The following is a 20,634-nucleotide window of genomic DNA, read 5'->3' as shown; positions in this document are numbered from 1 at the left end:
GTGTTCACCACCCCTCGGGAAAATATCTGACTTCAGGGCGACAGCCGCTCGCGAATCCAGCTGCCATCGTCCAGCCGGTACTGGATGCGGTCGTGCAGGCGGCTGGGGCGGCCCTGCCAGAACTCCACCAGCCGTGGCGTGACGACGTACCCGCCCCAGTGCGGTGGGCGTGGCACGTGCAGCGGGTGTTTGGCGCCGACCAGCGCGGCGCGGGCCATCAGGTCGGCCTTGCTGGAGAGCACCTCGCTCTGGTGGCTGGCCCAGGCGCCGATGCGGCTGGTGTAGGGGCGGGTATCGAAGTAGGCATCCGACTCGGCCTCGGCCAGCTTCGTGATGCTGCCTTCCACACGTACCTGCCGCTCCAGTTCCGGCCAGAAGAAGGTGAGTGCCACGTGCGGGTGCAGGGCGATGGCGCGACCCTTGCGGCTCTGGTAATTGGTGAAGAAGACGAAGCCCTGGTCGTTGACTTCCTTGAGCAGCACGATGCGGGCGTTGGGGTGGCCGTGCTCGTCCACGGTGGCCACGTTCATGGCGGTGGGCTCGTGAACTTCCGCGTGCATGGCGGCATCGAGCCACTGGCGAAACTGTTCGAGGGGCTGGTCGGCGCAGTCGGTTTCGGACAGCGCCTGTTTGCTGTAGTCCTGGCGGATGTCGTGCAGGTCCAGTTTGTTCATGGTGTGTGCCCGTGGTGTGACTGGGGGTATTGTGCCCGGATCGGGGGAAGGGCGCGAATGGTTGCTTTGCCGGAGGGTGGGGCTGGTGCGGCCCGGTGGAGGGAGGAGACCGGCATGCAGACATGGTTCGACCCGGAACCGCTTTCCGGGATTAACATGCCGGAAGGGCCTGCACCGGGTTTATCGGGGCGGGCCGGGCGGAGCGGTGCCGGGGTTTTCCGGCCCGCTTCATGAAAAACGAATCAGGTTTCACCACACGAGAACAAAACCCATGGAAACCGGGTACAAGACGCCGCCGGAAAAGTTTGCGGCCTTCCTGAAACGGCAGAAGATGGTCTTCATCGTCGCCTTTCTGGGCTATGTCTGCGCCTATCTGGTGCGCAACAACTTCAAGCTGATGTCCAAGTCCATCATGGTCACCAACGGCTGGGCCAAGGACGACATTGCCATGCTGCTGTCGTGCCTGGCGGTGTCGTATGGTCTGGCCAAGTTCTACATGGGCGCATTGGGCGACAAGGTCAGTCTGCGCAAGCTCTTCGCGCTGTCGCTGGCGGCCAGTGCGGTCATCTGCATCATCATCGGCTTCTACCATACCTCGATTGCGGCGCTGGCCGTGCTGCTGGTGCTGTGCGGGGTGGTGCAGGGGGCGCTGGCGCCGGCCTCGCAGAACATGATCGCCAACTACTATCCCAACCGTACCCGCGGTGCGGCCATTGCTGGGTGGAACGTCTCGCAGAACTTCGGTTCGGCCATGCTGCCGATGATGGTGGCCGGCATGACGACCCTGGGCTGGATCGTGCCGGGGACCGGCCATGTGTTGGCGGCCTTCGTGGTGCCGGCCGTGCTGGTGCTGGTCTGTGCGGCCTTCTGCTGGAAGTACGGCGGCGACAGCCCCGAGAAGGAGGGGCTCGATTCCCTGCGCCAGATGTATGGCGAGGGCGGTGAGTCGAACGTGGCCAGCGAGGAGGAACAGTCGTCGCTCTCCTACTGGCAGCTGATCTGGAAGTACGTGTTCTGCAATCCGGCCCTGCTGCTGGTGGCATCGGTCAACGTGGCGCTCTACTTCATCCGCTTCGGGGTGGAGGACTGGATGCCCATCTATCTGCACGAAGTGGCGAAGATGGAAGATGCCCATGCCCAGATGGCCATCTCGGTGCTGGAGTGGGTGGCCATTCCCGGTTCGCTGGTGTTTGCCTGGCTGGCGGCCAAATACCCCAACAAGATGGCCCGGATCGGCGCCATCGGCCTGTTCGTGATGGCTGGGGTGGTGATGGCGTATGAGGCCATCACGGCATCGGGGGCACCGAACTATGCGCTGATGCTTGTGGTCTGTGGTGTGCTGGGCGCGCTGATCTATGGTCCGCAGCTGATCGTCAACATCCTGACCATCAACTTCGTGCCGCTGAAGGTGGCGGGTACGGCCATCGGATTCGTGGGTGTGACGGCCTATCTGATCGGCAACATGGGCGCCAACTGGGTGATGCCGATCATGGCCGACCACTTCGGCTGGTTCTGGTCCTATGTGGTGGTGGCCGGGCTGTCGGCCTTTGCCGCGGTGGGGTATCTGATCCTCGCGCGGCACGAGGAGGAAGTGATCAAGGCGTGAGGCCGGGGCTGCCCTGCCAGGCAAGGCGGTCAGCTTTGCCTGTGCAGGGTGCTTTGGCTGCTACGGCCGGGGCATGGGTGGGGGATGAACGGGTCCTGCACGCTTCAGGCCGTGACGGCTGTCAACGCCGATTGAAAACTGACCCAGGGTGCCGAAGTAAAACTGACCCACCTGGGCACGCGATAGAACGGGTTACCAGCCCTCAGTCAGCCGGCCTTTCCGCCTTGCCGTTCATGGCTTCATCGCTGCGCTGTGTTCACATGCTGGTGTGGTCTGACGCTGTGCCGTCGGAGGGGCAGATTGCACGTTTATAGTTGATCCTGTACAGTGACAATCATTGATATGACAGGGTGGTAGCCATGGGGATGACACTGACACTGGACCAGCTACGGACCATCCATGGTGCCGGGGGGGTTCGGGGGGTCACACTGCGGGCGGAAGGGGGCTCCTTCTACGTCGAGATCGAGACCATGCAGGGAGAGTCCGGAACGCTGGCCAAGGCGCGAAGCACACAGCCCCGTGAGTTCGGCAATCCTTCGCAGGCATTGAGTCTGCTGCACCGGCTGGGGCTGGCTGCGGGTGCCTTTGATCTTCGGGGCTGGAACCCTGCGCTGAAGGCGGGGAGCAGGTCCAGGCCCGACAGGGCGGAGGCGCTTCGCCGTACCCACGAAGCGGCGTCACATGATGCCTGGTTTCGTGCCCAGGTCGAGGAAGCCTTGTGGGAGGCGGATGATCCCGATACGGCCTGGATGTCTCACGAGGACGTGACGGCAGACATGGCAACGCAGCGTGCCAGGATCATGGAAATGATGGCAGGCAAGCCCGGGAAGGGTCGATGAAGATTCGCTGGCTGCCCGTGGCCGTTCGTGCACAACGGGCATTGATCGATTACATTGCCAGCGACAGTGCATCGGCTGCGCTGGCGCAGTCCATTGCATTGGAAAATCAGGTGAGCCTTCTCGCCAGTTATCCTGAACTGGGAAGGCTGGGGCGGGTTCCGGGTACGCGTGAGCTGGTGGTTGCCGAGACGCCCTATATCGTTGTGTATCGGATCCGGCCCCGCATCAGATGCATTGAAATCATGCGTGTACTGCATGGTGCGCAGAAGTGGCCACCGTGCGGGTGAAGGACATGACTTCAGAATAACCTCAGCGAACCGGATGCCACGGCATCATGCAGGGCCTTGCCGGCAAAGAAGCCGACGGGCAGTCCCGCATAGCAGCCGATCTGGATCAGAATGACCCGGGCGGTGTTTCGTTTGTCTTCGTCCCAGTGGGCCAGTCGGCTGTTTGCAATCCAGTAAGCCATCAGGATGCCGCCACACAGGCCCAGCGTGGCGCCTTTGCCGGCTGCGCCGTGGCCATTGGCAATTTCAAGGACAAGCACACCAATAGCTGCCCCCAGCCAGATGGTCATGATGTATCCGTCTGGGGGACGGACAAGCATGAGGCGGGAAAATACTGCCAGCAGCAGGATGGTTGCGATGAGCCACACCCAGACGAGAGGGGGTTGACGGCCCGCGTCTTCTCCGATGAATTTGATGAGACTCAGGCCTGAGAACTGGATGGTCATGGGCAGGGCGATCTGCAGAGAAAGGGGCAGGTCGTCGACACGTGCCCGCAGCCTGTTGCGCTGCCGGACCCCCGCTGGGGATTTGGGCGAGCTGTTTCGGTCTGCATCCATGGTTTTGTGCTGTCAGTGAAATCGCAGCCCGCTTGATACGATGGCGCCGTACAGGGAGAGGCCGGCAGCACCACCCATGATGAAGCCGGCAAAGCCGTAGACTGCGATGATGATGCCACGCTCCTCGGATGAGCCTTCTCTTCCCAACAACTTTTTGACAAGCCATGATCCAGCCAGAATTCCACTGGCACACATCACTGAAACGGACACGGCGACGAAATTGCTTACGTCACCGTTATTGGCCAGCACAAGAGCCATTGTGCTCATTGCGGCAGGAATCCAGTGCCCAAGAAGAATGCGGTCCCCAACGTGGCTGTGGTAGGCCTTCATGCATTGCAAAATGAGTGTCCATGTCAGGGCAAGCCAGATCCATGCGAGAACAGACCTGCCTTGAGGATCTGGCCACGAAAATTGCACGACCTGTCTTACTGCCTGAAATATGCCCAAAATGAAGAACATCTCACGATAGAATGGCACGGGGCTGTTCTGGCGTGACTGGTCCTGCACCAGGGCATGATCGAGCTGAATCTGTATTGTTTCCACACTCGTCTCCCCCTATGGTGGTGCATCAGTACAGCACCAGACTACCCGACGCAATGGCATCGTACATGGTGGTGCCAGCAAGGATGCCGATGGGCAAGGCTGCAAAGAAGCCGGTTACGATCAGGGCCGAACGGACTGTTTGCCTTTTTCGTTCCGGCCAGTGGGCGGGCAATGCGCTGGCTATCCAGGCGCATGCCAGCATGCCGCCGTTTACGGCGAAAACTGCATTGTTGGCCGCTGCGTCCCCCCGGTCTCCACCCGTGGCCGGTACCAGGACCAGCACGCCAATGGCTATCGGCAGCCAGGCGAGGAAGATGTTCCTGTCTCTGGCCCGGGTGACGATGAGACAGGCACACAGTACGATGAACAGGCAGGCTTCGCCAAGCCATAGCCATGTCAGAGGGTGCTGTGCGCCTGTGCCGTGCCTGAAAAATGCCGGTATTCGAAGCTGGCTCCAGACGGTGAACATCGAGATGAACACCAGCAGGCGATACAGCGGCATGGACTGACACCAGTCAGGAAGGAGGCTGGAGCGGTCTGCTGGCGCTTCGGGCTTCTGTCCGTTGTGCTGTTCGTTCATGTGTCTGTCCTCCCATGGTTATGTGGTCATTGCTGCCCCGGAACGACCGGCACGGCACGTGGCCATGACCGTTCCGGGATGGACATCACCGCTCCAGATGCAGGAACTGCATGTGGCGCTCGTACTGGTTGAGGATGTCGCCGATGATCTGTTCGCGGCTGTAGCCGACCAGATCGTATTCCTGGCTGCCTTCGCGCAGGAACACTTCGGCACGCCAGTAGCGCTCGTGATGCTTGTCGGATTCCAGGTTGCTGGCCTGGTTCATGGCAAACACGGGCATCAGCGCCGAGACGGGCCTGACCTGATAGAGGAAGTCCACCTCTTCGCCGTGCAGCACCTCGAAGGTGAGGCTCTGGTCGTCGGCGTTTTTCAGTACGGTGGTTTCCACGCCCTGCTTGTTGAGTTCGGCACACACGTCCTGCATGGCCGGCTCCAGCGTGTTGGCCATGAAGCGCAGCACGGCCTTCCGGGTGGGGAAGTTCAGGATGCGGTTCAGGCGCTCGCGCCAGCTGTGGCTGTGATGCAGGGCCGGGGCCATGTCGACGGTGCTGGCCTTGCGCTTGTTGCCTTCCTGTCGCAGGCTGTAGGCCATGGCGATCATGTAGACGATCAGCACCAGCGAAAACGGCAGGCCGGCCGCCACCGAGACGGACTGCAGCGCGCTGAATCCGCCCGAGAACAGCAGGCCCAGGGTGATGAGGCCGGTGGCCGCGGCCCAGAAGAGGCGCAGCCAGATCGGGGCGTCATCGCCCGAGGCCAGGCCCTTGCTGGACAGGTTGGCCAGCACCAGTGCGCCGGAGTCGGCCGAGGTGACGAAGAAGATCAGGCCGATGATGACACCCACGGTCGACCAGATGGCCGGGTGGGCATAGTGCTCGAACAGCGCGAAGAGGCCCATGGCCGGGGTGTTGATGGCGGCGTCGGCCAGGGCCGGATCGGCGCCCACCAGTGCAATGCCGCTGTTGCCGAAGATGGAGAACCAGGCAAAGATGAAGCCCAGCGGGATGAACATCACGCCGAAGACGAATTCCCGCAGGGTGCGGCCGCGCGAGATGCGGGCGATGAACAGGCCCACGAACGGGGCCCAGGCCACCCACCAGGCCCAGAAGAAGATGGTCCAGGTGGATTTCCACGTAGCGCCCTTTTCACCGAGGTAGGCGTAGGTGTCGAAGGTCTTGGCGGGCAGGGTCTCGAAGTAGTCACCGATGTTCTGCACCATGGCGTTGAGCAGGAACTGGGTGGGGCCACAGAACAGCAGGGCGATCACCAGCAGGGTGGCGGTGAGCATGTTGAATTCGGACAGCCGCCGCACCCCCTTGTCCACCCCGGACATGGCCGAGGCGGCTGCCGTGATGGTGACGATGACGATGATGATGGCCTGCGTGAATTTGGTGGTCTCGATGCCGAAGACGTGCGAAAGCCCGGCGTTGGCCTGCAGCACGCCGATGCCGAGGCTGGTGGCCAGACCCAGCAGGGTGCAGACGACGCCGAAGATGTCGACGCTGTGGCCCAGCCAGCCGTCGGCGCGTTTCTGGCCGAAGACGGGCACCAGGGCGGAACGCAGGGCCAGCGGCAGGTTGTGGCGGTAGGCGAAGTAGGCCAGCGCCATGCCGATCAGTGCGTAGATGCCCCAGCCGTGCAGGCCCCAGTGCAGGAAGGTCTGCGCCAGTGCAGCGCGGGCGGCGGCGGGGGTGCTGCCATCACCGGTGGGCGGGGAGAGATAGTGGGTCAGCGGTTCCGACACGCCGAAGAACAGCAGGTCGATGCCGATGCCGGCCGAGAACAGCATGGCGGCCCAGGCCAGGTAGGGGAAGTCGGGCTTTTCATGGTCCTGGCCCAGCTTGATGTCGCCGTACTTGGACATGCCCACATAGAGGGAGAAGATGCCGTAGGCGGCGACGATCAGCATGTAGTACCAGCCGAAACGGTCGGACACCCAGGCCAGCGCATGGCCCAGCACCTGTTCGCTGACGGTGGGGAACAGCAGGGTGAAGGCGATCAGCGTGATGGTCATCAGCGCCGAGGCGGTGAAGACGATGCGATGGATGGTGACGGGTTCGGTGGCCGTGCCGGAAATGGTGACCGTAGTGGTGGCTGCAGGTGCAGCGCCCGGCGCGCTGTTCTGGCCGGGCGGGTTGTTCGGGGTTTGCATGGGATGAATCTCCTTCTCTTGTTTGTCGGCAGGGGGAACAGCCCGGGGCATGCCTGATCGGGCTGTGTCTCCGGCACAGCGGCGAGGGGGTCTTCGGCCCTCCCCGGATTTGCCGGACGGACAGGGCGGTCAGGCAGGACAGGGAACGCTGCCGCTGTCGCCTGACACGGTCTGCCCGTGGTCCGCCGTTTGTTGAAAGGATCAGGCGCGGGCGGGTTTGCCGCGCACGGGGGCGCCGTTGGCCTGGTAGTAGGGCGCGTCGGACGGGGGCAGGGGGGCGCGGCCACGGATCCGGTCGGCGATTTTCTCGGCGATCATGATGGTGGTGGCGTTGAGGTTGCCGGTGATGATGTCGGGCATGATCGAGGCATCGACCACGCGCAGTCCTTCCAGACCGTGCACGCGGCCTTGGCCGTCGACGACGGCGTCGTTGCCTTCACCCATCGCGCAGGTGCAGGAGGGGTGGTAGGCGGTTTCGGCGTGCTGGCGGACGTAGGCATCCAGTTCGGCGTCGCTCTGCAGGTCATCGGTGGGGGTGATGACCTTGCCGCGCAGGCCGTCCAGCGCCGGCTGGCGGAAGATGTCGCGGGTGATGCGGATGGCGGCCCGGAACTCTTCCCAGTCCTGCTGGTGGGACATGTAGTTGAACAGGATGCTGGGGTGATCGGCCGGATCGGTGCTCTTCAGTTTGACGCGGCCACGGCTGGGCGAACGCATGGAACCGACGTGGGCCTGGAAGCTGTGGGTGTCGGCGGCGTTGCGGCCGTCGTAGCGCACGGCGATGGGCAGGAAGTGGTACTGGATGTTGGGCCAGAGGAATTTCTCGTCGCTGCGGATGAAGCCGCCGGCCTCGAAGTGGTTGGTGGCCCCCAGGCCCGTGCCCCTGATCATCCATTCCGCACCGATGGCGGGCTGGTTGTACCAGTGGGTGGCGGGGGAGATGGAGACGGGCTGCAGGCACTCGTACTGCATGTAGAGTTCCAGGTGGTCCTGCAGGTTGTTGCCCACGCCGGGCAGGTCGAGGATTTCCTTCACGCCCGCTTCCTGCAGCCAGGCACCGGGGCCGACGCCGGAGCGCTGCAGCAGCTGGGGCGAGGCAATGGCGCCGCCGCAGAGAATGACTTCACGCGCGGCATGGGCGGTCTGCGGGCTGCCGCCATCGATCTGGTAGCGCACGCCGACGGCACGGGTGCCCTCGAAGAGGATGACATCGACCAGCGTCTTCGTTTCGATGGTGAGCGTGTCGCGCTCGCGGGCCATGTCCAGGTAGCCGCGCGAGGTGGACGAGCGCCGGCCCTTGCGGGTGACGAAGCGGTCCATGGGGCCGAAGCCTTCCTGCTGGTAGCCGTTGAGATCGTCGGTGCGTGGGTAGCCGGCCTGCACGCCGGCCTCGATCATGGCTTCGAAGAGGGGGTTGGTACCCGGCTTGGCGGTGGTCACCTCGATGGGGCCATGGCCGCCGTGGTAGTCATTGGCACCGATGTCGCGGCGCTCGGCCTTGCGGAAGTAGGGCAGCACGTCGTGGTAGCGCCAGTCGGCCAGGCCGTCCTTTTTTGCCCAGTGGTCGAAGTCCAGCGCGTTGCCGCGGATGTAGCACATGCCGTTGATCAGCGACGAGCCGCCCAGGCCCTTGCCCCGGCCGCAGTCCATGCGGCGGTTGTCCATGTGGGGTTCGGGATCGGTCTTGTAGCCCCAGTTGTAGGTCAGGCCCTGCAGCGGATAGGCCAGCGCGGCGGGCATCTGGGTGCGGAAATCGAAGCGGTAGTCGGGCAGGCCGGCTTCGAGCAGCAGGATCTTGACGTTGGGGTCTTCGGTGAGGCGGGCGGCCAGCGTGCTGCCGGCGGAACCTGCGCCGATGATGATGTAATCGTAAGTGCGTGCTTGCTTTTGTGTGTCTGCCATGGTGTTTTTCTGCGCCCGTGCCGGGGCGGTCGGGAAGGGGCCCCGGGATGGAGGCGCCTTCTGTTGAAGGGAGGCTGCGATGTGTCTGCAGCGCTGGGTCCGGTGGGTTGGGACCCGGTGGGATGCCGATGGGCCATTGGGGGCATGGGCACCGGCGTGGCAGCAGGGGTATGTGGCCTGTCAGGATGGGTTCGTCCAGGACAGGCATGCGTCCGACCCCTGTGTTGGCCGCCCTGTGTGATGATGGGTGGCCGGTGAAGCCGCCCGATGCAGCCCGTTTCTGGCTGGAAGCTGTGCAGGCTTGCCGCACTGCCGCCAGCGCCTGGCCGGTCACCGGGACATGACCGGCCGTCCGTTGGATTGCCGTCAGCGGAAGACGGAGGCGAAGTCGCCCAGTTCGACCTGGACCGATTTGGTCTGGGTGTAGTGCATGAGGGTCTGGATGCCGTTCTCGCGGCCCACGCCGGACTGCTTGTAGCCGCCCACGGGCATCTGCGCCGGTGATTCGCCCCAGGTGTTGAGCCAGCAGATGCCGGCCTGCAGCTGCCCGATGACGCGGTGGGCGCGCTTCAGGTCCGGTGTGACCACGCCGGCGGCCAGCCCGTAGGTGGTGCGGTTGGCCCGTTCGATGGCCTCTTCCTCGGTGTCGAAACCGAGGATGCTCATGACGGGCCCGAAAATTTCTTCCTGCACGATGCGCATGTCATCGGTGCAGTCGGTGAAGATGGTGGGGGCCACGAAGGCGCCCTGGCCGAAGGCACCTTCTTCCAGCCGGTGGCCACCGCAGAGTACACGGGCACCCTGTTCCTTGCCGCTTTCGATGAAAGTGAGCACTTTCTTCATGTGCGGGAAGCTGACCAGCGGACCGAAGTTGGTGGTCTCGTCCATCGGGTCGCCGGCGCGGATGCACGCCACACGGGCCAGCAGGGTTTCTTCCAGTAGGGTCTTGATGCGGTTGGGTACGAAGACGCGGGTGCCGTTGGTGCAGACCTGGCCGCTGCTGTAGAAGTTGGCCATCATGGCGATATCGGCAGCCAGGTCGATGTCGGCATCGTCACAGATGATGAGCGGCGATTTGCCGCCCAGCTCCATGGTGACATCCTTCAGCGTCGAGCCGGCGGCACTGGCCATCACCTTCCGGCCGGTACTCACGCCGCCCGTGAAAGAGACCTTGGCAATGCCGGGGTGCTGGCTGAGCATCTCGCCCACGGTGCCATCACCCTGCACGACGTTGAATACGCCGGGAGGCACGCCGGCTTCGAGGTAGATCTCGGCCAGCTTCGGGGTGGTCAGCGGTGTGACCTCGCTGGGCTTGAAGACCATGGCGTTGCCGGCGGCCAGTGCGGGGGCCGACTTCCACATGGCGATCTGGATGGGATAGTTCCAGGCGCCGATGCCGGCCACCACGCCCAGCGGCTCCTGCCGGGTATAGACGAAGCTGGAGGGGCGCAGCGGGATCTGCCGGCCCTCGATGGCCACGGCCAGCCCGGCGTAGTACTCGATCACGTCGGCACCGGTGACGATGTCCACCGCCTTCGTCTCGGACAGCGGCTTGCCGGTGTCGCGGGTTTCCAGTTCGGCCAGCTCGTCGTTGCGGGCACGCAGGATGTCGACGGCCCGGTTGAGGATGCGGGCCCGCTCGACCGGGGTGAGGGCGGCCCAGACCTTCTGGCCCTCGTGGGCACTGGCCACGGCGGCATCGATATCGGCCTGGGTGGCGGCCTGTACGTCGGCGAGTACCTCGCCATTGGCCGGGTTGATGGTCTGGAAGCGTTTGGCCGCCGGATTGGCCGGCAGCCAGGCCCCGTTGATATGGGAAGTGAGTAACGTCATGCAGGCAGAAATTTGCGAATTGTCGGAAAAATAGACGAAAGTCTTTCAATTTGCTGTCATTATCGGTGATTTGATGGCATCGTGCAGGAAAGACCCTTTGGCATGCCGGTAATGGAAATGCGAGAAAGTACGAGAGCGAATGAATTGCCGGAGGATCCGGAAGGGCTGGGAGGGCGCCATGGGGAGTGGGACGGCACGGGGCCGATGCGCGTCGTATAATGAAACATTTCCACACGAAGTCGTCATCGGGTGTGTCCCGGGGGCTGGCTGTGCCTTGAAGCCGTCGAGGGTTCTGCGTTCTGCCGCTTTGCCCTTTACGCCCAAAGGGGAGTGTGGGGACGCATGAGTCCATAACGCGCTCTGGATGCACGAAGGTTTGATGCAGGTCCTGCTCCGGACGTTTTTTGAGGGGCTGCCCTGATTGTGGGGAGCGGCACTGGGTGGTCCAATGCCTTTTCTTTGGGGCTTTGACGGGAGTTCGGTGATGAAAGTTGTGCGTGCGGTTCTGGCAGGTGTGTGTGTGGCGCTGGCAGCGACGGGGGTACAGGCGCGCCCCTGGGCCGACATCCAGAAAAGCGGCACGCTGATTGCGGCCACCGGGGGTGATCTCAAGCCCTTCAACTATTTCGAGGGCAAGAAGCTGACCGGTTTCGAGATCGAGCTGGCTGAGGCCATCGCGCAGAAGATGGGACTGAAGGTGGAATGGAAGGTTCTGAGCTTCGACTCGCTGCTGGCCGGTCTGCAGCGTGACCGGTGGGACATGGCCGTCTCTTCGCATGGCATTACCGAAGAACGGGCGAAGGTGGTGGACTTCTCCAACCCGCACTACTGCGGTGGGGCCGTCATCGTGTCGAAGGACGGCAAGGTGCAGAAGGTGGCCGAGCTGGCCGGCAAGACCGTGGCCGTGCAGACCGGTACCACCTACCTGGCCCGCCTGAACGATCTGAAGAAGTCCGGCGAAGTGGATATCGACAGCGTGAAGAACTTCCCGCTGGATCGTGACGCCCGCGCTGCCACCCTGAGCAACCGAGCCGACGTGTGGGTGACGGACAAGTTCGTGGCCATGGAGGCCATCAGGCTGCTGCCGCAGTCGGGCCTGAAGATGGGCGAGATCCTTTTCCCGGAACACATGGGGGCTGCCATCGGCAAGGGTAATCAGGGTCTGCTCGATGCCTTCAACAAGGCGCTGGCCGAGGTGATGGCCGACGGCACCTACGAGAAGCTGTCGAAGAAGTATTTCGACCAGGACATCCGCTGCACGGACTGAGCGCGTGTCATGGACTCATTCGTCCCTGCGAACCCCCCTTTGGGCGTGCAGAGCAAGGCAGCAGGGCTGCAGAAACCTCAATGGCCTCAAGGTACTGACAGCGCAGTCGTGCGCATCGCATCCCCGCTTCTCTCATCATGATGCTGATTTTCTCGAAGTGGCCGGCGGGTTGGTCCCGCCAGAGCCGCTGCACCCTGGCCATCGTGGTCGGGGCGGCGTTGCTGATGCTGCTGATGTGCTGCATCGACGTGCCGCTGGCCTACATGCCCGAGCCCATTGCCGAAAATGCCGCACAGTTTGCCGAAGGTGCCCGCATCACGGTGTACCTGACGCTGGTGTCGGGCCTGGCCGGGCTGGTGCTGGGTGTACTGGGTGCGCTGGGGCGGTTGTCGCGCATTCCGCCGCTGCGGTGGCTGGCCTCGTTCTATATTTGGGTGATTCGCGGCACGCCGCTGCTGGTGCAGGTGCTGTTCGTCTTTCTGGCGCTGCCCGAGCTGATGCCCTGGCTGAAGATGGATGACTTCACCTCGGCCTGTGTGGCGCTGGCCTTCAATGCCGGCGCCTACAACGCCGAATCGATCCGCGCCGGTCTGCTGGCCGTGCCACGCGGCCAGACCGAGGCGGCCCGCTCGCTGGGCCTGTCCAACTGGTACACCTTTCGTGACGTGGTGTTTCCGCAGGCCTTCAAGATTGCCCTGCCGCCGCTGGTGAACAACTTCATTGCGCTGCTGAAGGATTCGTCGCTGGCCTATGCCATTGGCGTGGTGGAACTGACCAACGTGGCCAACCGCATCCAGTCGGCCACCTTTCAGCCCATTCCGCCGCTGGTGACGGCGGCGGTGATCTACCTGCTGCTCACCACCGTGCTGACGCAGATTTCCACCGCGGTGGAACACCGGATGGACGTGGAGGGACGGCAGCAATGAGTATTCGGACACACGAGGGGCAGATGCCCGGCGATGCTGGTGCAGGTGTTGGTGCCGGTGCCGGCGTGGATGTTGCCGGTGTGCGGGAACGTGGGGCGCCGCTGATCGAGGTGAGCCATGTCAGCAAGTCCTTTGGTGACCACCAGGTGATTCGTGATGTCAGCGCAACCTTTTGCGCGGGCGAGGTGGCCGTGATCGTCGGCGCCTCCGGTTCCGGCAAGAGTACCTTTCTGCGGATGCTGAACCGGCTGGAGCGGCATGATGCCGGCCGCATCCTCATCGATGGCATCGAGGTGAGCGATGAGCGCCAGAAGCTGGACGCCCTGCGCCAGGAGGTGGGCATGGTGTTCCAGCAGTTCAACCTGTTCTCGCACCTGTCGGTGCTGGACAATCTCACGCTGGCTCCGCGGCGCATCCGCGGTCTGTCGCGCCAGGAGGCCAACGAGCGCGCCATGGCGCTGCTGACCCGGGTGGGGCTGGAGGCACATGCGCACAAGTTTCCGCACGCGCTCTCGGGTGGCCAGCAGCAGCGTGTGGCCATTGCCCGGGCGCTGGCCATGCAGCCGCGGGTAATGCTGTTCGACGAGCCGACCTCGGCACTGGATCCGGAGATGGTGAAGGAGGTGCTGGACGTGATGCGCCAGCTGGCCGACTCCGGCATGACGATGCTGGTGGTGACCCACGAGATGGGCTTTGCCCGCGAGGTGGCCGACCGGGTGATGTTCTTCGACGAGGGGCGCATTGCCTTCGAGGCGTCGCCCGAGGAATTCTTTGCCTGCCGGCATGACAATGCGCGGGTGAAGGCGTTTCTGAGCCGGGTGATGTCGCATTGAGGGGGAGAGGGGTTTCACCGGCTGGATGCCAGCTGACAGCAATGCCGCACGGTGCTCAGCAGCCGCTTGAGTGTGGCTTGCCAGATGGTAGGGGCCGGGCGAGTTCGGACAAGGTGTCAGCCTGTGCCAGCATCCGGTCGATGATGGCGTCTGCTGCCAGTTGTTGCAGGTGTGTGCCCGGGTCATGTGTCCGTCTGCCTCCAGGCGCCAGGCCACGTTTGTCCGGGCTGCAGTCTGAGCCGCAGGGGCGAGAGTGATAGACCCCGCGCCAGTGCCCGGGATACTGGTTGTTGATGCAGTTGTCTGCTGCTCGGATAGGCTTGCTTCCTGCTGCCTGCCGGGCAGAGAGCGCGTGTGCGGGGGGTCATCCGGCGGCGGTGCCCACATACAGCAGGGCGATGACCGTGATAGCCAGTAGCACGGGGCGGATCATCGCCGCCACCAGCGGCTGCTCGATCTGCTTGCTGACCAGGGTAGCGGCCACCAGGGCGGCGCGGGCTGGCGAGCCCATGGTGGCATAGGAGGCCACAGCATTCTGCATGGCCACCAGCGTGCCGGGCGCTAGACCCACCTGGTGGGCAGCGGCCACCTGCAGCGGTACGAACATGGCGTTGCCGCCGGTGTTGGAGCCGGTGAGCCAGCCGCCGAGGGCGGCCAGCACCGGTGCTACCCAGGCGTAGTGCTGTCCCAGCCGGCTTCCAGCCTGAGCCAGCTGGGCGGCCATGCCGGATTGTGTCATCAGTTGCGCCAGCAGCAGAAAGAAGAGGATGGTGAGCCCGGCCGGCCAGAACTGAGCCCAGCTGGTGCGGATGGTGTGAAGCAGGGTGGCCACGGACATGCGGTTGAAGACCAGCACCGACAGCGCGGCCAGCAGCACCCAGAAGCCCGGGATGTAGGCCAGCGGATAGCGGAAGCCGGCACCAAAGGGTTCGATGACCCAATGCGATTGCAACGCATGCTGCAAGGGCGCGATGCCCCGGGTGAGCAGCAGGCAGGCGATCAGCAGCAGGTAGGGGCCGGTGGCGGCCAGCTGCCGGGGGCGGGGGATGGGACTGGTTGAAGATGTCGGGGGAGCGTGGCGGTGTGCCTGCCACTGGCCGGCCAGCAGGATGACGCCCAGCGTAAGCAGGCTGGCCAGGGCGCCGGCCACTTCCACACCAAAGGCGTGGGTGAGGAGTGGATCGGCAATGCCCTTGATGGCGCCTGCCAGAAGGGCAAGCGGCCAGTGGCGCAGAAAGGCGTGCCGAGTGTCGGCCGGATCGGTTGCAGTTGCTGGCACCGGGGCGGTCGCGAGTGGTAATGTGGATTCGCTGCCATAAAAATGATTCGTCGACGTATCAAGTGATTTGGTGCTGGATATGCCACCCGCGCGATCGGCCACGTACAGCATCAGCAGTGCGCACAGCGCCGGCAGCGGGGCAGAAAGCAGTAGCGAGCCGGTGCCCACGGCGTTCACGTCTTGCCCGCCCAGCTGGGCGCCTACCATGGTGCCCACGCCCAGTGCGCCCAGGGGCACGCTGATCTGGCTGAGCAGGGCCAGTGTGCCGGCCTGCAGCGGTGCGTGGCCCAGCGCCAGTAGCAGGGGCGCTACCACCAGCACGCTGACGCCAAAGCCGCTGATGGCTTCCACAAAGGGCGACACGCCCAGCAGCAGGGCCAGCAGTTGCACGGGCGGCTGCCGGAAATGCTGGCGGATGAGGGCAGTGATCACGTCGAGCCCGCCACTGCGTGCCTGCAGCCGGTACAGCAGCAGCCCGGGCCAGAGCACCGACAGCACGCCAAAACCGATGGCCACGGCTTGGCCGCTGGCGTGTAGGGTCAGCGACAGGGTACTGTCTGCCGGCACAAAGGCGCAGGCACAGGCCAGGGCCACCACGCAGGAGGCTAGGCTGGCGCGCAGACCGTTCTGCCGCAGCAGCAACAGCATTACGAACGGCATCAGCAGGGGGATGGCGGCCAGAACGAGCATGGTGTGTCTCCTTTTCTTGTGTTCCTGTCATTCATGCCTGATACCGCGTTGAGGCGGAGGCAACTAGGGAGTAGGCAATCGTTTCGGGTGAGGTTGAAACGTACGTTAGGCCTACATGAGAAAGTTCCCGAGCGAACCAGCGTACGGATTCCCAGTCGGCGGCAAGCTCGCCTGCGAGCCCCCATTGCATCGTTTTGCCCCTTGATCGAGCATGGAAAGTCGAGCGCTCCAACGCGTTACGGATCGCTTTCCCAACGACGGTCGTCTCAATAGATGAGAAGGGGCTCGTCTTGAGCATTGCAGACTCGACATAGGAAGGGATCATGAATTTTGGTGCGTCATTACGGTTCATGTTGAGACATGCAGTAGTGAAGTCATTCACTCCCACAAGACCACCGATTATTTCGATATCCTGTCCATGTGCGCTCAAGATATCTTCAATAGAAATGAAGGCGCCACCAGTTTCCAGCATGGTCGCCACGCCAGCAACAGGAGATGACTCAATTGATTCCCAAAGATCGAGAAGGCACTCTTCGAGCGTGTGAATGAAGCGGCGCGCCTCTTCCGGAAACGTGAGAGTGGCGAGCAGAAAGGTGATTTTGGTTTGTCCGTTAACTCTCTCGGAGGCCTGGTATGCACGAAGAACGGTCATGAGCCAGAGTTTGAGGAGGTCCGGGCGAATCATGAACATTCTGATCCCCCTGCAACCGTGGTAAATCTCCCTTTCTCTGGTCATCCTGTTGAACACTGCCTTGCTCTTGAGAGGGTCGAGGCCGTGCTTGATGGCGAAACCGTCAATGTCAAAGTCGTCTGGCAGAAACTTGCTGATGGGCATGCAGAGTGTCCTTGCAACACAAGTGCTGCCCACGCCAGTAGCAAAGATCTTGCGGTAACGATTCCCGTGTCGTTGCGTGTACATAGAGCAGAACTTTTGATAATTCTCGATAGAGGTCGTTCCTGGTCCAAGCAGCAAAACGCGGAGGATGTCGATGTCTTCCTGGTCAACCCACATCCGTTCGTCTCGGAGCAGACCGATGCCGTACTTTTCCTTGTTTGATGCAATTTTCAGGCCCTCGTTGTCAAAGGTGATTAGTAACTGATCCATTATGCACATTCTGTTCATCTGACTTGCGTAGCGTCATAGTTGCCTCCTTTGCAACCCGATCAGGATGGAGGCATTCATGACGAACAAGGTGGACTGGGCCGCGCACCTGCAGGCCATCGAGACCGAGGGCATCAGCATCAAGGACTACGCCGCACGGGAGGGGCTGTCCGTGGCATCGCTGTACTACCACCGTCGGCGGGTCTCGGACGAAGGCAGGCGTACGGAAGGGGCTTCGGCCCTGGTTGCCGTCCAGCTGGCCGAGCGGCACGCCATCCAGCCCTGCACTGTGTGGCTTGCGCCGGGTGTGCGCATGGAGCTTGCCTCGCTGCCTTCGCCGCAGTGGCTGGGACAGCTGGTGGCCAGCATGAGCGCACAGGTGCACTGATGCATCCGGGCTGCCATATCGACAACGTCTACCTGTGCCGGGAACCGGTGGACTTCAGAAAGTCCATCGGTGGGCTCTCGGCGCTGGTGGAGCAGCAGCTGCAGATGAGCCCGTTTGACGATGCGCTCTTTGTGTTCGTGAATCGCCAGCGTGACAAGATCAAGGCACTGTACTGGCACCGCAACGGGTTCTGCCTCTGGTACAAGCGGCTGGAGAAGGAGCGCTTTGCATGGCCAGCACTGCAGGCATCGCAAAGAACCTGCACGCTGAGCATGCGGGAGCTGGAGTGGTTGCTCGAAGGGTTCGACCTGTGGCGCAACCGGCCGCACCAGACACTGCATTATCAGAGCACGGTCTGACGGCCCGGCTTCCCTGTTTTTAATCCGGTCACAAAATCCGTCATTGGCGGAGACATTTTCTGCATTTGATACGGGTTTATAGGCTGCCATCGGGCTATAATGGCAAGCATGCCACCTGCTCGCCGCCGTTCACCTTCTGCCGCCCCATCACCGGATATTTCTCCGGCCGACTACGGCCCACATGGCTCACCCGAAGCCATGCGGCAGTTTGCGCAATACATGCAGCAGGGCATGGCGATGCAGCTCGATGCTGGCACCCGCGACCTGCTGCGCCAGGAATTACGGCAGGAGTTGCGTGCAGAAATGCGTGCAGAGCTGCGAGAAGAAATCCGGCAGGAAATCATCGAGGCTGAGATCAAGGCCCGTGTCGATGCCGGGCTCAAATCTCGTATCGAGGCCGAGTTCAAGGCCTGCGTCGAAGCCGAAGTCCTCAAGCGCCTGCGCGTCTATATCAAGGAAATGGAAATGGCGCGCCGGCGCCAGTTCGGCCGCAGTACTGAAACCTCGTCAGCCCAGTACCGGCTCTTCGATGAAGCTGATGCACTGGCAGAGAGCAGCAGTGATGCTGACGACCAGGCGGAGCTGCCCGAAGAGAACACCCGCACCACACCCCGCAAGCCGGCAAAACCCCGTGGCAAGCGCCAGCCGCTGCCGGCGGATCTGCCGCGTGTGGAGATCGTGTATGCAATGCCCGAGGACGAGCGCACCTGCCCCTGCGGTTGCACCATGGCGGAAATCGGTGAGAGTGTTCGTGAGGAGATCGACATCATCCCGATGCAGATCCGGGTGCTGCGTCATGTCTGCAAGCGCTATGCCTGCAGCCGGGGCGATTCGGCACCGCGCACCGCACCGACACCACTGCAGGTGCTGCCCAAAACCAATGCCAGCAATAACCTGCTGGCCATGCTGCTGACCACCAAGTACGTCGATTCCATGCCGCTGGCACGTTTCTCGAACGTGCTGGCCCGCTGTGGCGTCAATGCGCCCCGGCAGACGCTGGCCCGCTGGGTGATCGGTGCGGCACAGGCGCTGCAGCCCATCCACAACCTGCTGCGCGACCACCTGCTGGACAGTCCGGTGATCCACATGGATGAAACCACCGTGCAGGTGCTCAAACAGCCCAACAAGAAAACGGGATCACCCGGCTACATGTGGGTGCAAAAAGGCGGTCCGCCGGACAAGTCGGTGGTGATCTATGACTACGACCCGAGTCGTTCCGGCAAGGTACCGTTGCGCCTGCTCGCGGGCTGGCAAGGTTATCTGATGACCGATGGCTACGAGGGCTACAACGCCGTGGGCAGGACCGAGGGTGTCGAGCACCTGGTGTGCTGGGCACACGCACGGCGTGGTTTCGTCAAGGTCGTGCAGGCCAGCAAGGGCAAGCGGGGACGGGCCAATGAAGCCATGGACATGATCGGCCGGCTCTATGGGATCGAGCGCGAGTTCGCCGATGCCACGGACGAGGCACGCCTCGAGGCGCGGCAGAGCCGCAGCAAGGCGGTGCTGGCCGAACTGCGCGACTGGCTGGACAAAATGCTGCCGCTTGTACCGCCCAAAACCCCATTGGGTCAGGCACTGGGCTACCTGTACCGGTACTGGTCGCGCCTGGTGCGATACGTCGAGCGGGGAGATCTGCCGATAGACAACAATCGGGTGGAGAATGCGATTCGCCCGTTCGTTGTGGGCCGCAAGAACTGGCTGTTCAGTGACACACCGGCGGGTGCGCATGCCAGTGCAGTGGTGTACTCGCTGATCGAGACGGCAAAGGCCAACGGGCGGGAGCCGTATGCGTGGCTGCGTCATGTGCTGCAGCGGCTGCCGTATGCGAAGACGGCAGATGACTACGAGGCGCTGCTGCCGTGGAACCTGTCGGCGCTGGAGCTGGTGGAGGAAGCGATCCGGGCCTGATCAATGGTTTTGTGGATCGTTTACGGTGATTACTGGCGAGACAAGTTTTGCTTTTGCAATGCAGGCAGGCCTGTGCACGTTGCAAAGGATGCTTGGTGCGCTGATGGAGATGGCGTGTTGAAGTACCTTCTGGAATCCGATGAAAGTGGAGGAGTTTATGGCTTGCTGGAGCTTGGTCCGGTTTCTTGAGAAGGCCCTTGTTTCCTGAAGTGAGTTCCATGGGTACGGGTCTTCTTCATCGCGAGCAGCCTCCAGGTAGCATTCGGTGAGCGTATCGTAGATGTAGTCAATAGGAGACTCGTCAATATACAATTGCTTGAGAAAAATTTCTCCGGTTTCGCCAGACGCGGAAATAGGAGTTCCCTCGGTGACGGTTGTAGTCTTTCCGTCTGGCTGTGTATATGAGATCCAGCGATGCTTCGTCTTTGCTTTTTGAGTAATGCCGGTGCTGGTGACGATTTCAATGATCCGATCTTCATCTTCTTCGTGGTAAGTGACGGGGACGTCGATGATGGTGGGCTTTCCCTCCAGGACGGATTGAACTGCACAAAACTCCGTTCTTGCCGGGTTGCTTGTGAAGTAGGCGGAGCAGGTCTGGATCGCAGAGAAGTCGCTTACGTCTCCTCCGGGTGTGCTGTAAACGTACGACGGCGTATCTTGTTTGTTGAGTTTGTTTGTGGCGATGGCATTTGCGACGTCTTTGCCAAGAACAAGAATTCCGTTCACGTCACCAGACTGGATGGGCAACCCTTTGCAAAGTACGTGCTCGGGTGTTCCATGGAATCTTGAGTAGATGATTCGTGACAATTGGTAGGGGTCGATTTTCTGGAGAAACTCTTTGGGACTGGAATTCCCTTCAGCGATGAGCTCAAGCAGGGTTGTGATGCTGTTGTTGGTTGTCATTTTGTG

General features: G+C 62.5%; 19 protein-coding genes. 9 read left to right on the top strand and 10 right to left on the bottom strand.

From position 1 onward, the window contains the following. Window positions 1-32: 32 nt before the first annotated feature. Entirely contained in the window at window positions 33-674 is a 642-nt protein-coding gene (gene pdxH, locus EHV23_RS09945; protein ID WP_203228963.1) for a pyridoxamine 5'-phosphate oxidase, read from the bottom strand. A 271-nt stretch (window positions 675-945) separates the two neighbouring features. Here pdxH and EHV23_RS09940 point away from each other — a divergent pair, with 271 nt between their 5' ends. The 3 genes from EHV23_RS09940 (at window position 946) to EHV23_RS09930 (ending at window position 3,406) form a co-directional block, all read left to right on the top strand. Then, window positions 946-2,280, top strand: coding sequence for an MFS transporter (locus tag EHV23_RS09940; protein ID WP_125095936.1), 1,335 nt, complete (start codon window positions 946-948; stop codon window positions 2,278-2,280). A 365-nt stretch (window positions 2,281-2,645) separates the two neighbouring features. Further along, window positions 2,646-3,119 carry a hypothetical protein gene (locus EHV23_RS09935; protein ID WP_125095935.1) on the top strand — a complete coding sequence of 158 codons (474 nt, stop codon included), beginning with the start codon at window positions 2,646-2,648 and terminating at the stop codon, window positions 3,117-3,119. Further along, complete coding sequence (locus tag EHV23_RS09930) at window positions 3,116-3,406, top strand: type II toxin-antitoxin system RelE/ParE family toxin (protein ID WP_125095934.1); 291 nt, start codon at window positions 3,116-3,118, stop codon at window positions 3,404-3,406. Before EHV23_RS09935 ends, EHV23_RS09930 begins: the two co-directional genes overlap by 4 nt. Before the next feature lie 11 nt (window positions 3,407-3,417). Here the strand turns inward: EHV23_RS09930 and EHV23_RS09925 are convergent, their stop codons facing one another. The 6 genes from EHV23_RS09925 to betB all read right to left on the bottom strand — a co-directional run bounded on the left by EHV23_RS09925 (window position 3,418) and on the right by betB (window position 10,973). Beyond that, entirely contained in the window at window positions 3,418-3,852 is a 435-nt protein-coding gene (locus EHV23_RS09925; RefSeq protein ID WP_125095933.1) for a hypothetical protein, read from the bottom strand. A gap of 123 nt (window positions 3,853-3,975) precedes the next feature. After that, window positions 3,976-4,506: a hypothetical protein gene (locus tag EHV23_RS09920; RefSeq protein ID WP_125095932.1), complete on the bottom strand. Its 531-nt coding sequence runs from the start codon at window positions 4,504-4,506 to the stop codon at window positions 3,976-3,978. A gap of 25 nt (window positions 4,507-4,531) precedes the next feature. Continuing rightward, window positions 4,532-5,086, bottom strand: a complete 555-nt coding sequence (locus EHV23_RS09915) for a hypothetical protein (protein ID WP_125095931.1) — start codon at window positions 5,084-5,086, stop codon at window positions 4,532-4,534. 85 nt (window positions 5,087-5,171) lie between these two features. Beyond that, a complete protein-coding gene (gene betT, locus EHV23_RS09910) occupies window positions 5,172-7,238 on the bottom strand; it encodes a choline BCCT transporter BetT (RefSeq protein ID WP_203228962.1) in 2,067 nt (688 codons plus the stop codon). Between the two features lie 201 nt (window positions 7,239-7,439). Then, window positions 7,440-9,140: a choline dehydrogenase gene (gene betA / locus EHV23_RS09905; protein WP_125095930.1), complete on the bottom strand. Its 1,701-nt coding sequence runs from the start codon at window positions 9,138-9,140 to the stop codon at window positions 7,440-7,442. A gap of 366 nt (window positions 9,141-9,506) precedes the next feature. Continuing rightward, on the bottom strand, window positions 9,507-10,973 hold the full coding sequence (gene betB, locus EHV23_RS09900) for a betaine-aldehyde dehydrogenase (protein ID WP_125095929.1): 1,467 nt from the start codon (window positions 10,971-10,973) through the stop codon (window positions 9,507-9,509). A 484-nt stretch (window positions 10,974-11,457) separates the two neighbouring features. On the opposite strand from betB, the gene EHV23_RS09895 reads away from it, so the two are divergent. The 3 genes from EHV23_RS09895 to EHV23_RS09885 all read left to right on the top strand — a co-directional run bounded on the left by EHV23_RS09895 (window position 11,458) and on the right by EHV23_RS09885 (window position 13,999). Further along, on the top strand, window positions 11,458-12,240 hold the full coding sequence (locus tag EHV23_RS09895) for an ABC transporter substrate-binding protein (RefSeq protein WP_125095928.1): 783 nt from the start codon (window positions 11,458-11,460) through the stop codon (window positions 12,238-12,240). Window positions 12,241-12,377: 137 nt separating this feature from the next. Further along, a complete protein-coding gene (locus tag EHV23_RS09890) occupies window positions 12,378-13,166 on the top strand; it encodes an amino acid ABC transporter permease (RefSeq protein ID WP_125095927.1) in 789 nt (262 codons plus the stop codon). Then, window positions 13,163-13,999, top strand: coding sequence for an amino acid ABC transporter ATP-binding protein (locus EHV23_RS09885; RefSeq protein WP_275265099.1), 837 nt, complete (start codon window positions 13,163-13,165; stop codon window positions 13,997-13,999). Before EHV23_RS09890 ends, EHV23_RS09885 begins: the two co-directional genes overlap by 4 nt. A 364-nt stretch (window positions 14,000-14,363) precedes the next feature. Here the strand turns inward: EHV23_RS09885 and EHV23_RS09880 are convergent, their stop codons facing one another. Further along, window positions 14,364-15,968: an L-lactate permease gene (locus EHV23_RS09880; RefSeq protein ID WP_125095926.1), complete on the bottom strand. Its 1,605-nt coding sequence runs from the start codon at window positions 15,966-15,968 to the stop codon at window positions 14,364-14,366. A 31-nt stretch (window positions 15,969-15,999) separates the two neighbouring features. Next, window positions 16,000-17,073 (bottom strand): putative PEP-binding protein, encoded by a 1,074-nt coding sequence (locus EHV23_RS09875; protein WP_158615921.1) that lies wholly within the window; start codon window positions 17,071-17,073, stop codon window positions 16,000-16,002. A 76-nt stretch (window positions 17,074-17,149) separates the two neighbouring features. On the opposite strand from EHV23_RS09875, the gene tnpA reads away from it, so the two are divergent. The 3 genes from tnpA (at window position 17,150) to tnpC (ending at window position 19,725) form a co-directional block, all read left to right on the top strand. Further along, a complete protein-coding gene (tnpA, locus tag EHV23_RS09870) occupies window positions 17,150-17,458 on the top strand; it encodes an IS66 family insertion sequence element accessory protein TnpA (RefSeq protein WP_125095924.1) in 309 nt (102 codons plus the stop codon). Next, complete coding sequence (tnpB, locus tag EHV23_RS09865) at window positions 17,458-17,817, top strand: IS66 family insertion sequence element accessory protein TnpB (RefSeq protein WP_125095923.1); 360 nt, start codon at window positions 17,458-17,460, stop codon at window positions 17,815-17,817. The genes tnpA and tnpB overlap by 1 nt, the downstream gene beginning before the upstream one ends. A gap of 108 nt (window positions 17,818-17,925) precedes the next feature. Then, window positions 17,926-19,725 (top strand): IS66 family transposase, encoded by a 1,800-nt coding sequence (gene tnpC / locus EHV23_RS09860; protein ID WP_158615920.1) that lies wholly within the window; start codon window positions 17,926-17,928, stop codon window positions 19,723-19,725. Here the strand turns inward: tnpC and EHV23_RS09855 are convergent, their stop codons facing one another. After that, window positions 19,726-20,628: a hypothetical protein gene (locus EHV23_RS09855; protein WP_125095921.1), complete on the bottom strand. Its 903-nt coding sequence runs from the start codon at window positions 20,626-20,628 to the stop codon at window positions 19,726-19,728. Window positions 20,629-20,634 lie beyond the last annotated feature (6 nt).

It is taken from the genome of Lautropia dentalis (genome assembly GCF_003892345.1).
GTDB lineage: Bacteria > Pseudomonadota > Gammaproteobacteria > Burkholderiales > Burkholderiaceae_E > Lautropia > Lautropia dentalis.
This window is presented reverse-complemented; position numbering and strand designations above follow the sequence as displayed.

Excerpts from the sequence above, each read along its gene's own strand:
- EHV23_RS09890 (WP_125095927.1), top strand. The coding sequence starts at position 12,378 with ATGATGCTGATTTTCTCGAAGTGGCCGGCGGGTTGGTCCCGCCAGAGC.
- tnpC (WP_158615920.1), top strand. The coding sequence starts at position 17,926 with ATGCCACCTGCTCGCCGCCGTTCACCTTCTGCCGCCCCATCACCGGAT.
- tnpB (WP_125095923.1), top strand. The coding sequence starts at position 17,458 with ATGCATCCGGGCTGCCATATCGACAACGTCTACCTGTGCCGGGAACCG.
- EHV23_RS09875 (WP_158615921.1), bottom strand. The coding sequence starts at position 17,073 with ATGGATCAGTTACTAATCACCTTTGACAACGAGGGCCTGAAAATTGCA.
- betA (WP_125095930.1), bottom strand. The coding sequence starts at position 9,140 with ATGGCAGACACACAAAAGCAAGCACGCACTTACGATTACATCATCATC.
- betT (WP_203228962.1), bottom strand. The coding sequence starts at position 7,238 with ATGCAAACCCCGAACAACCCGCCCGGCCAGAACAGCGCGCCGGGCGCT.
- EHV23_RS09855 (WP_125095921.1), bottom strand. The coding sequence starts at position 20,628 with ATGACAACCAACAACAGCATCACAACCCTGCTTGAGCTCATCGCTGAA.
- EHV23_RS09880 (WP_125095926.1), bottom strand. The coding sequence starts at position 15,968 with ATGCTCGTTCTGGCCGCCATCCCCCTGCTGATGCCGTTCGTAATGCTG.
- EHV23_RS09915 (WP_125095931.1), bottom strand. The coding sequence starts at position 5,086 with ATGAACGAACAGCACAACGGACAGAAGCCCGAAGCGCCAGCAGACCGC.
- EHV23_RS09935 (WP_125095935.1), top strand. The coding sequence starts at position 2,646 with ATGACACTGACACTGGACCAGCTACGGACCATCCATGGTGCCGGGGGG.
- EHV23_RS09895 (WP_125095928.1), top strand. The coding sequence starts at position 11,458 with ATGAAAGTTGTGCGTGCGGTTCTGGCAGGTGTGTGTGTGGCGCTGGCA.
- EHV23_RS09925 (WP_125095933.1), bottom strand. The coding sequence starts at position 3,852 with ATGACCATCCAGTTCTCAGGCCTGAGTCTCATCAAATTCATCGGAGAA.
- pdxH (WP_203228963.1), bottom strand. The coding sequence starts at position 674 with ATGAACAAACTGGACCTGCACGACATCCGCCAGGACTACAGCAAACAG.
- EHV23_RS09940 (WP_125095936.1), top strand. The coding sequence starts at position 946 with ATGGAAACCGGGTACAAGACGCCGCCGGAAAAGTTTGCGGCCTTCCTG.
- EHV23_RS09930 (WP_125095934.1), top strand. The coding sequence starts at position 3,116 with ATGAAGATTCGCTGGCTGCCCGTGGCCGTTCGTGCACAACGGGCATTG.
- betB (WP_125095929.1), bottom strand. The coding sequence starts at position 10,973 with ATGACGTTACTCACTTCCCATATCAACGGGGCCTGGCTGCCGGCCAAT.
- EHV23_RS09885 (WP_275265099.1), top strand. The coding sequence starts at position 13,163 with ATGAGTATTCGGACACACGAGGGGCAGATGCCCGGCGATGCTGGTGCA.
- tnpA (WP_125095924.1), top strand. The coding sequence starts at position 17,150 with ATGACGAACAAGGTGGACTGGGCCGCGCACCTGCAGGCCATCGAGACC.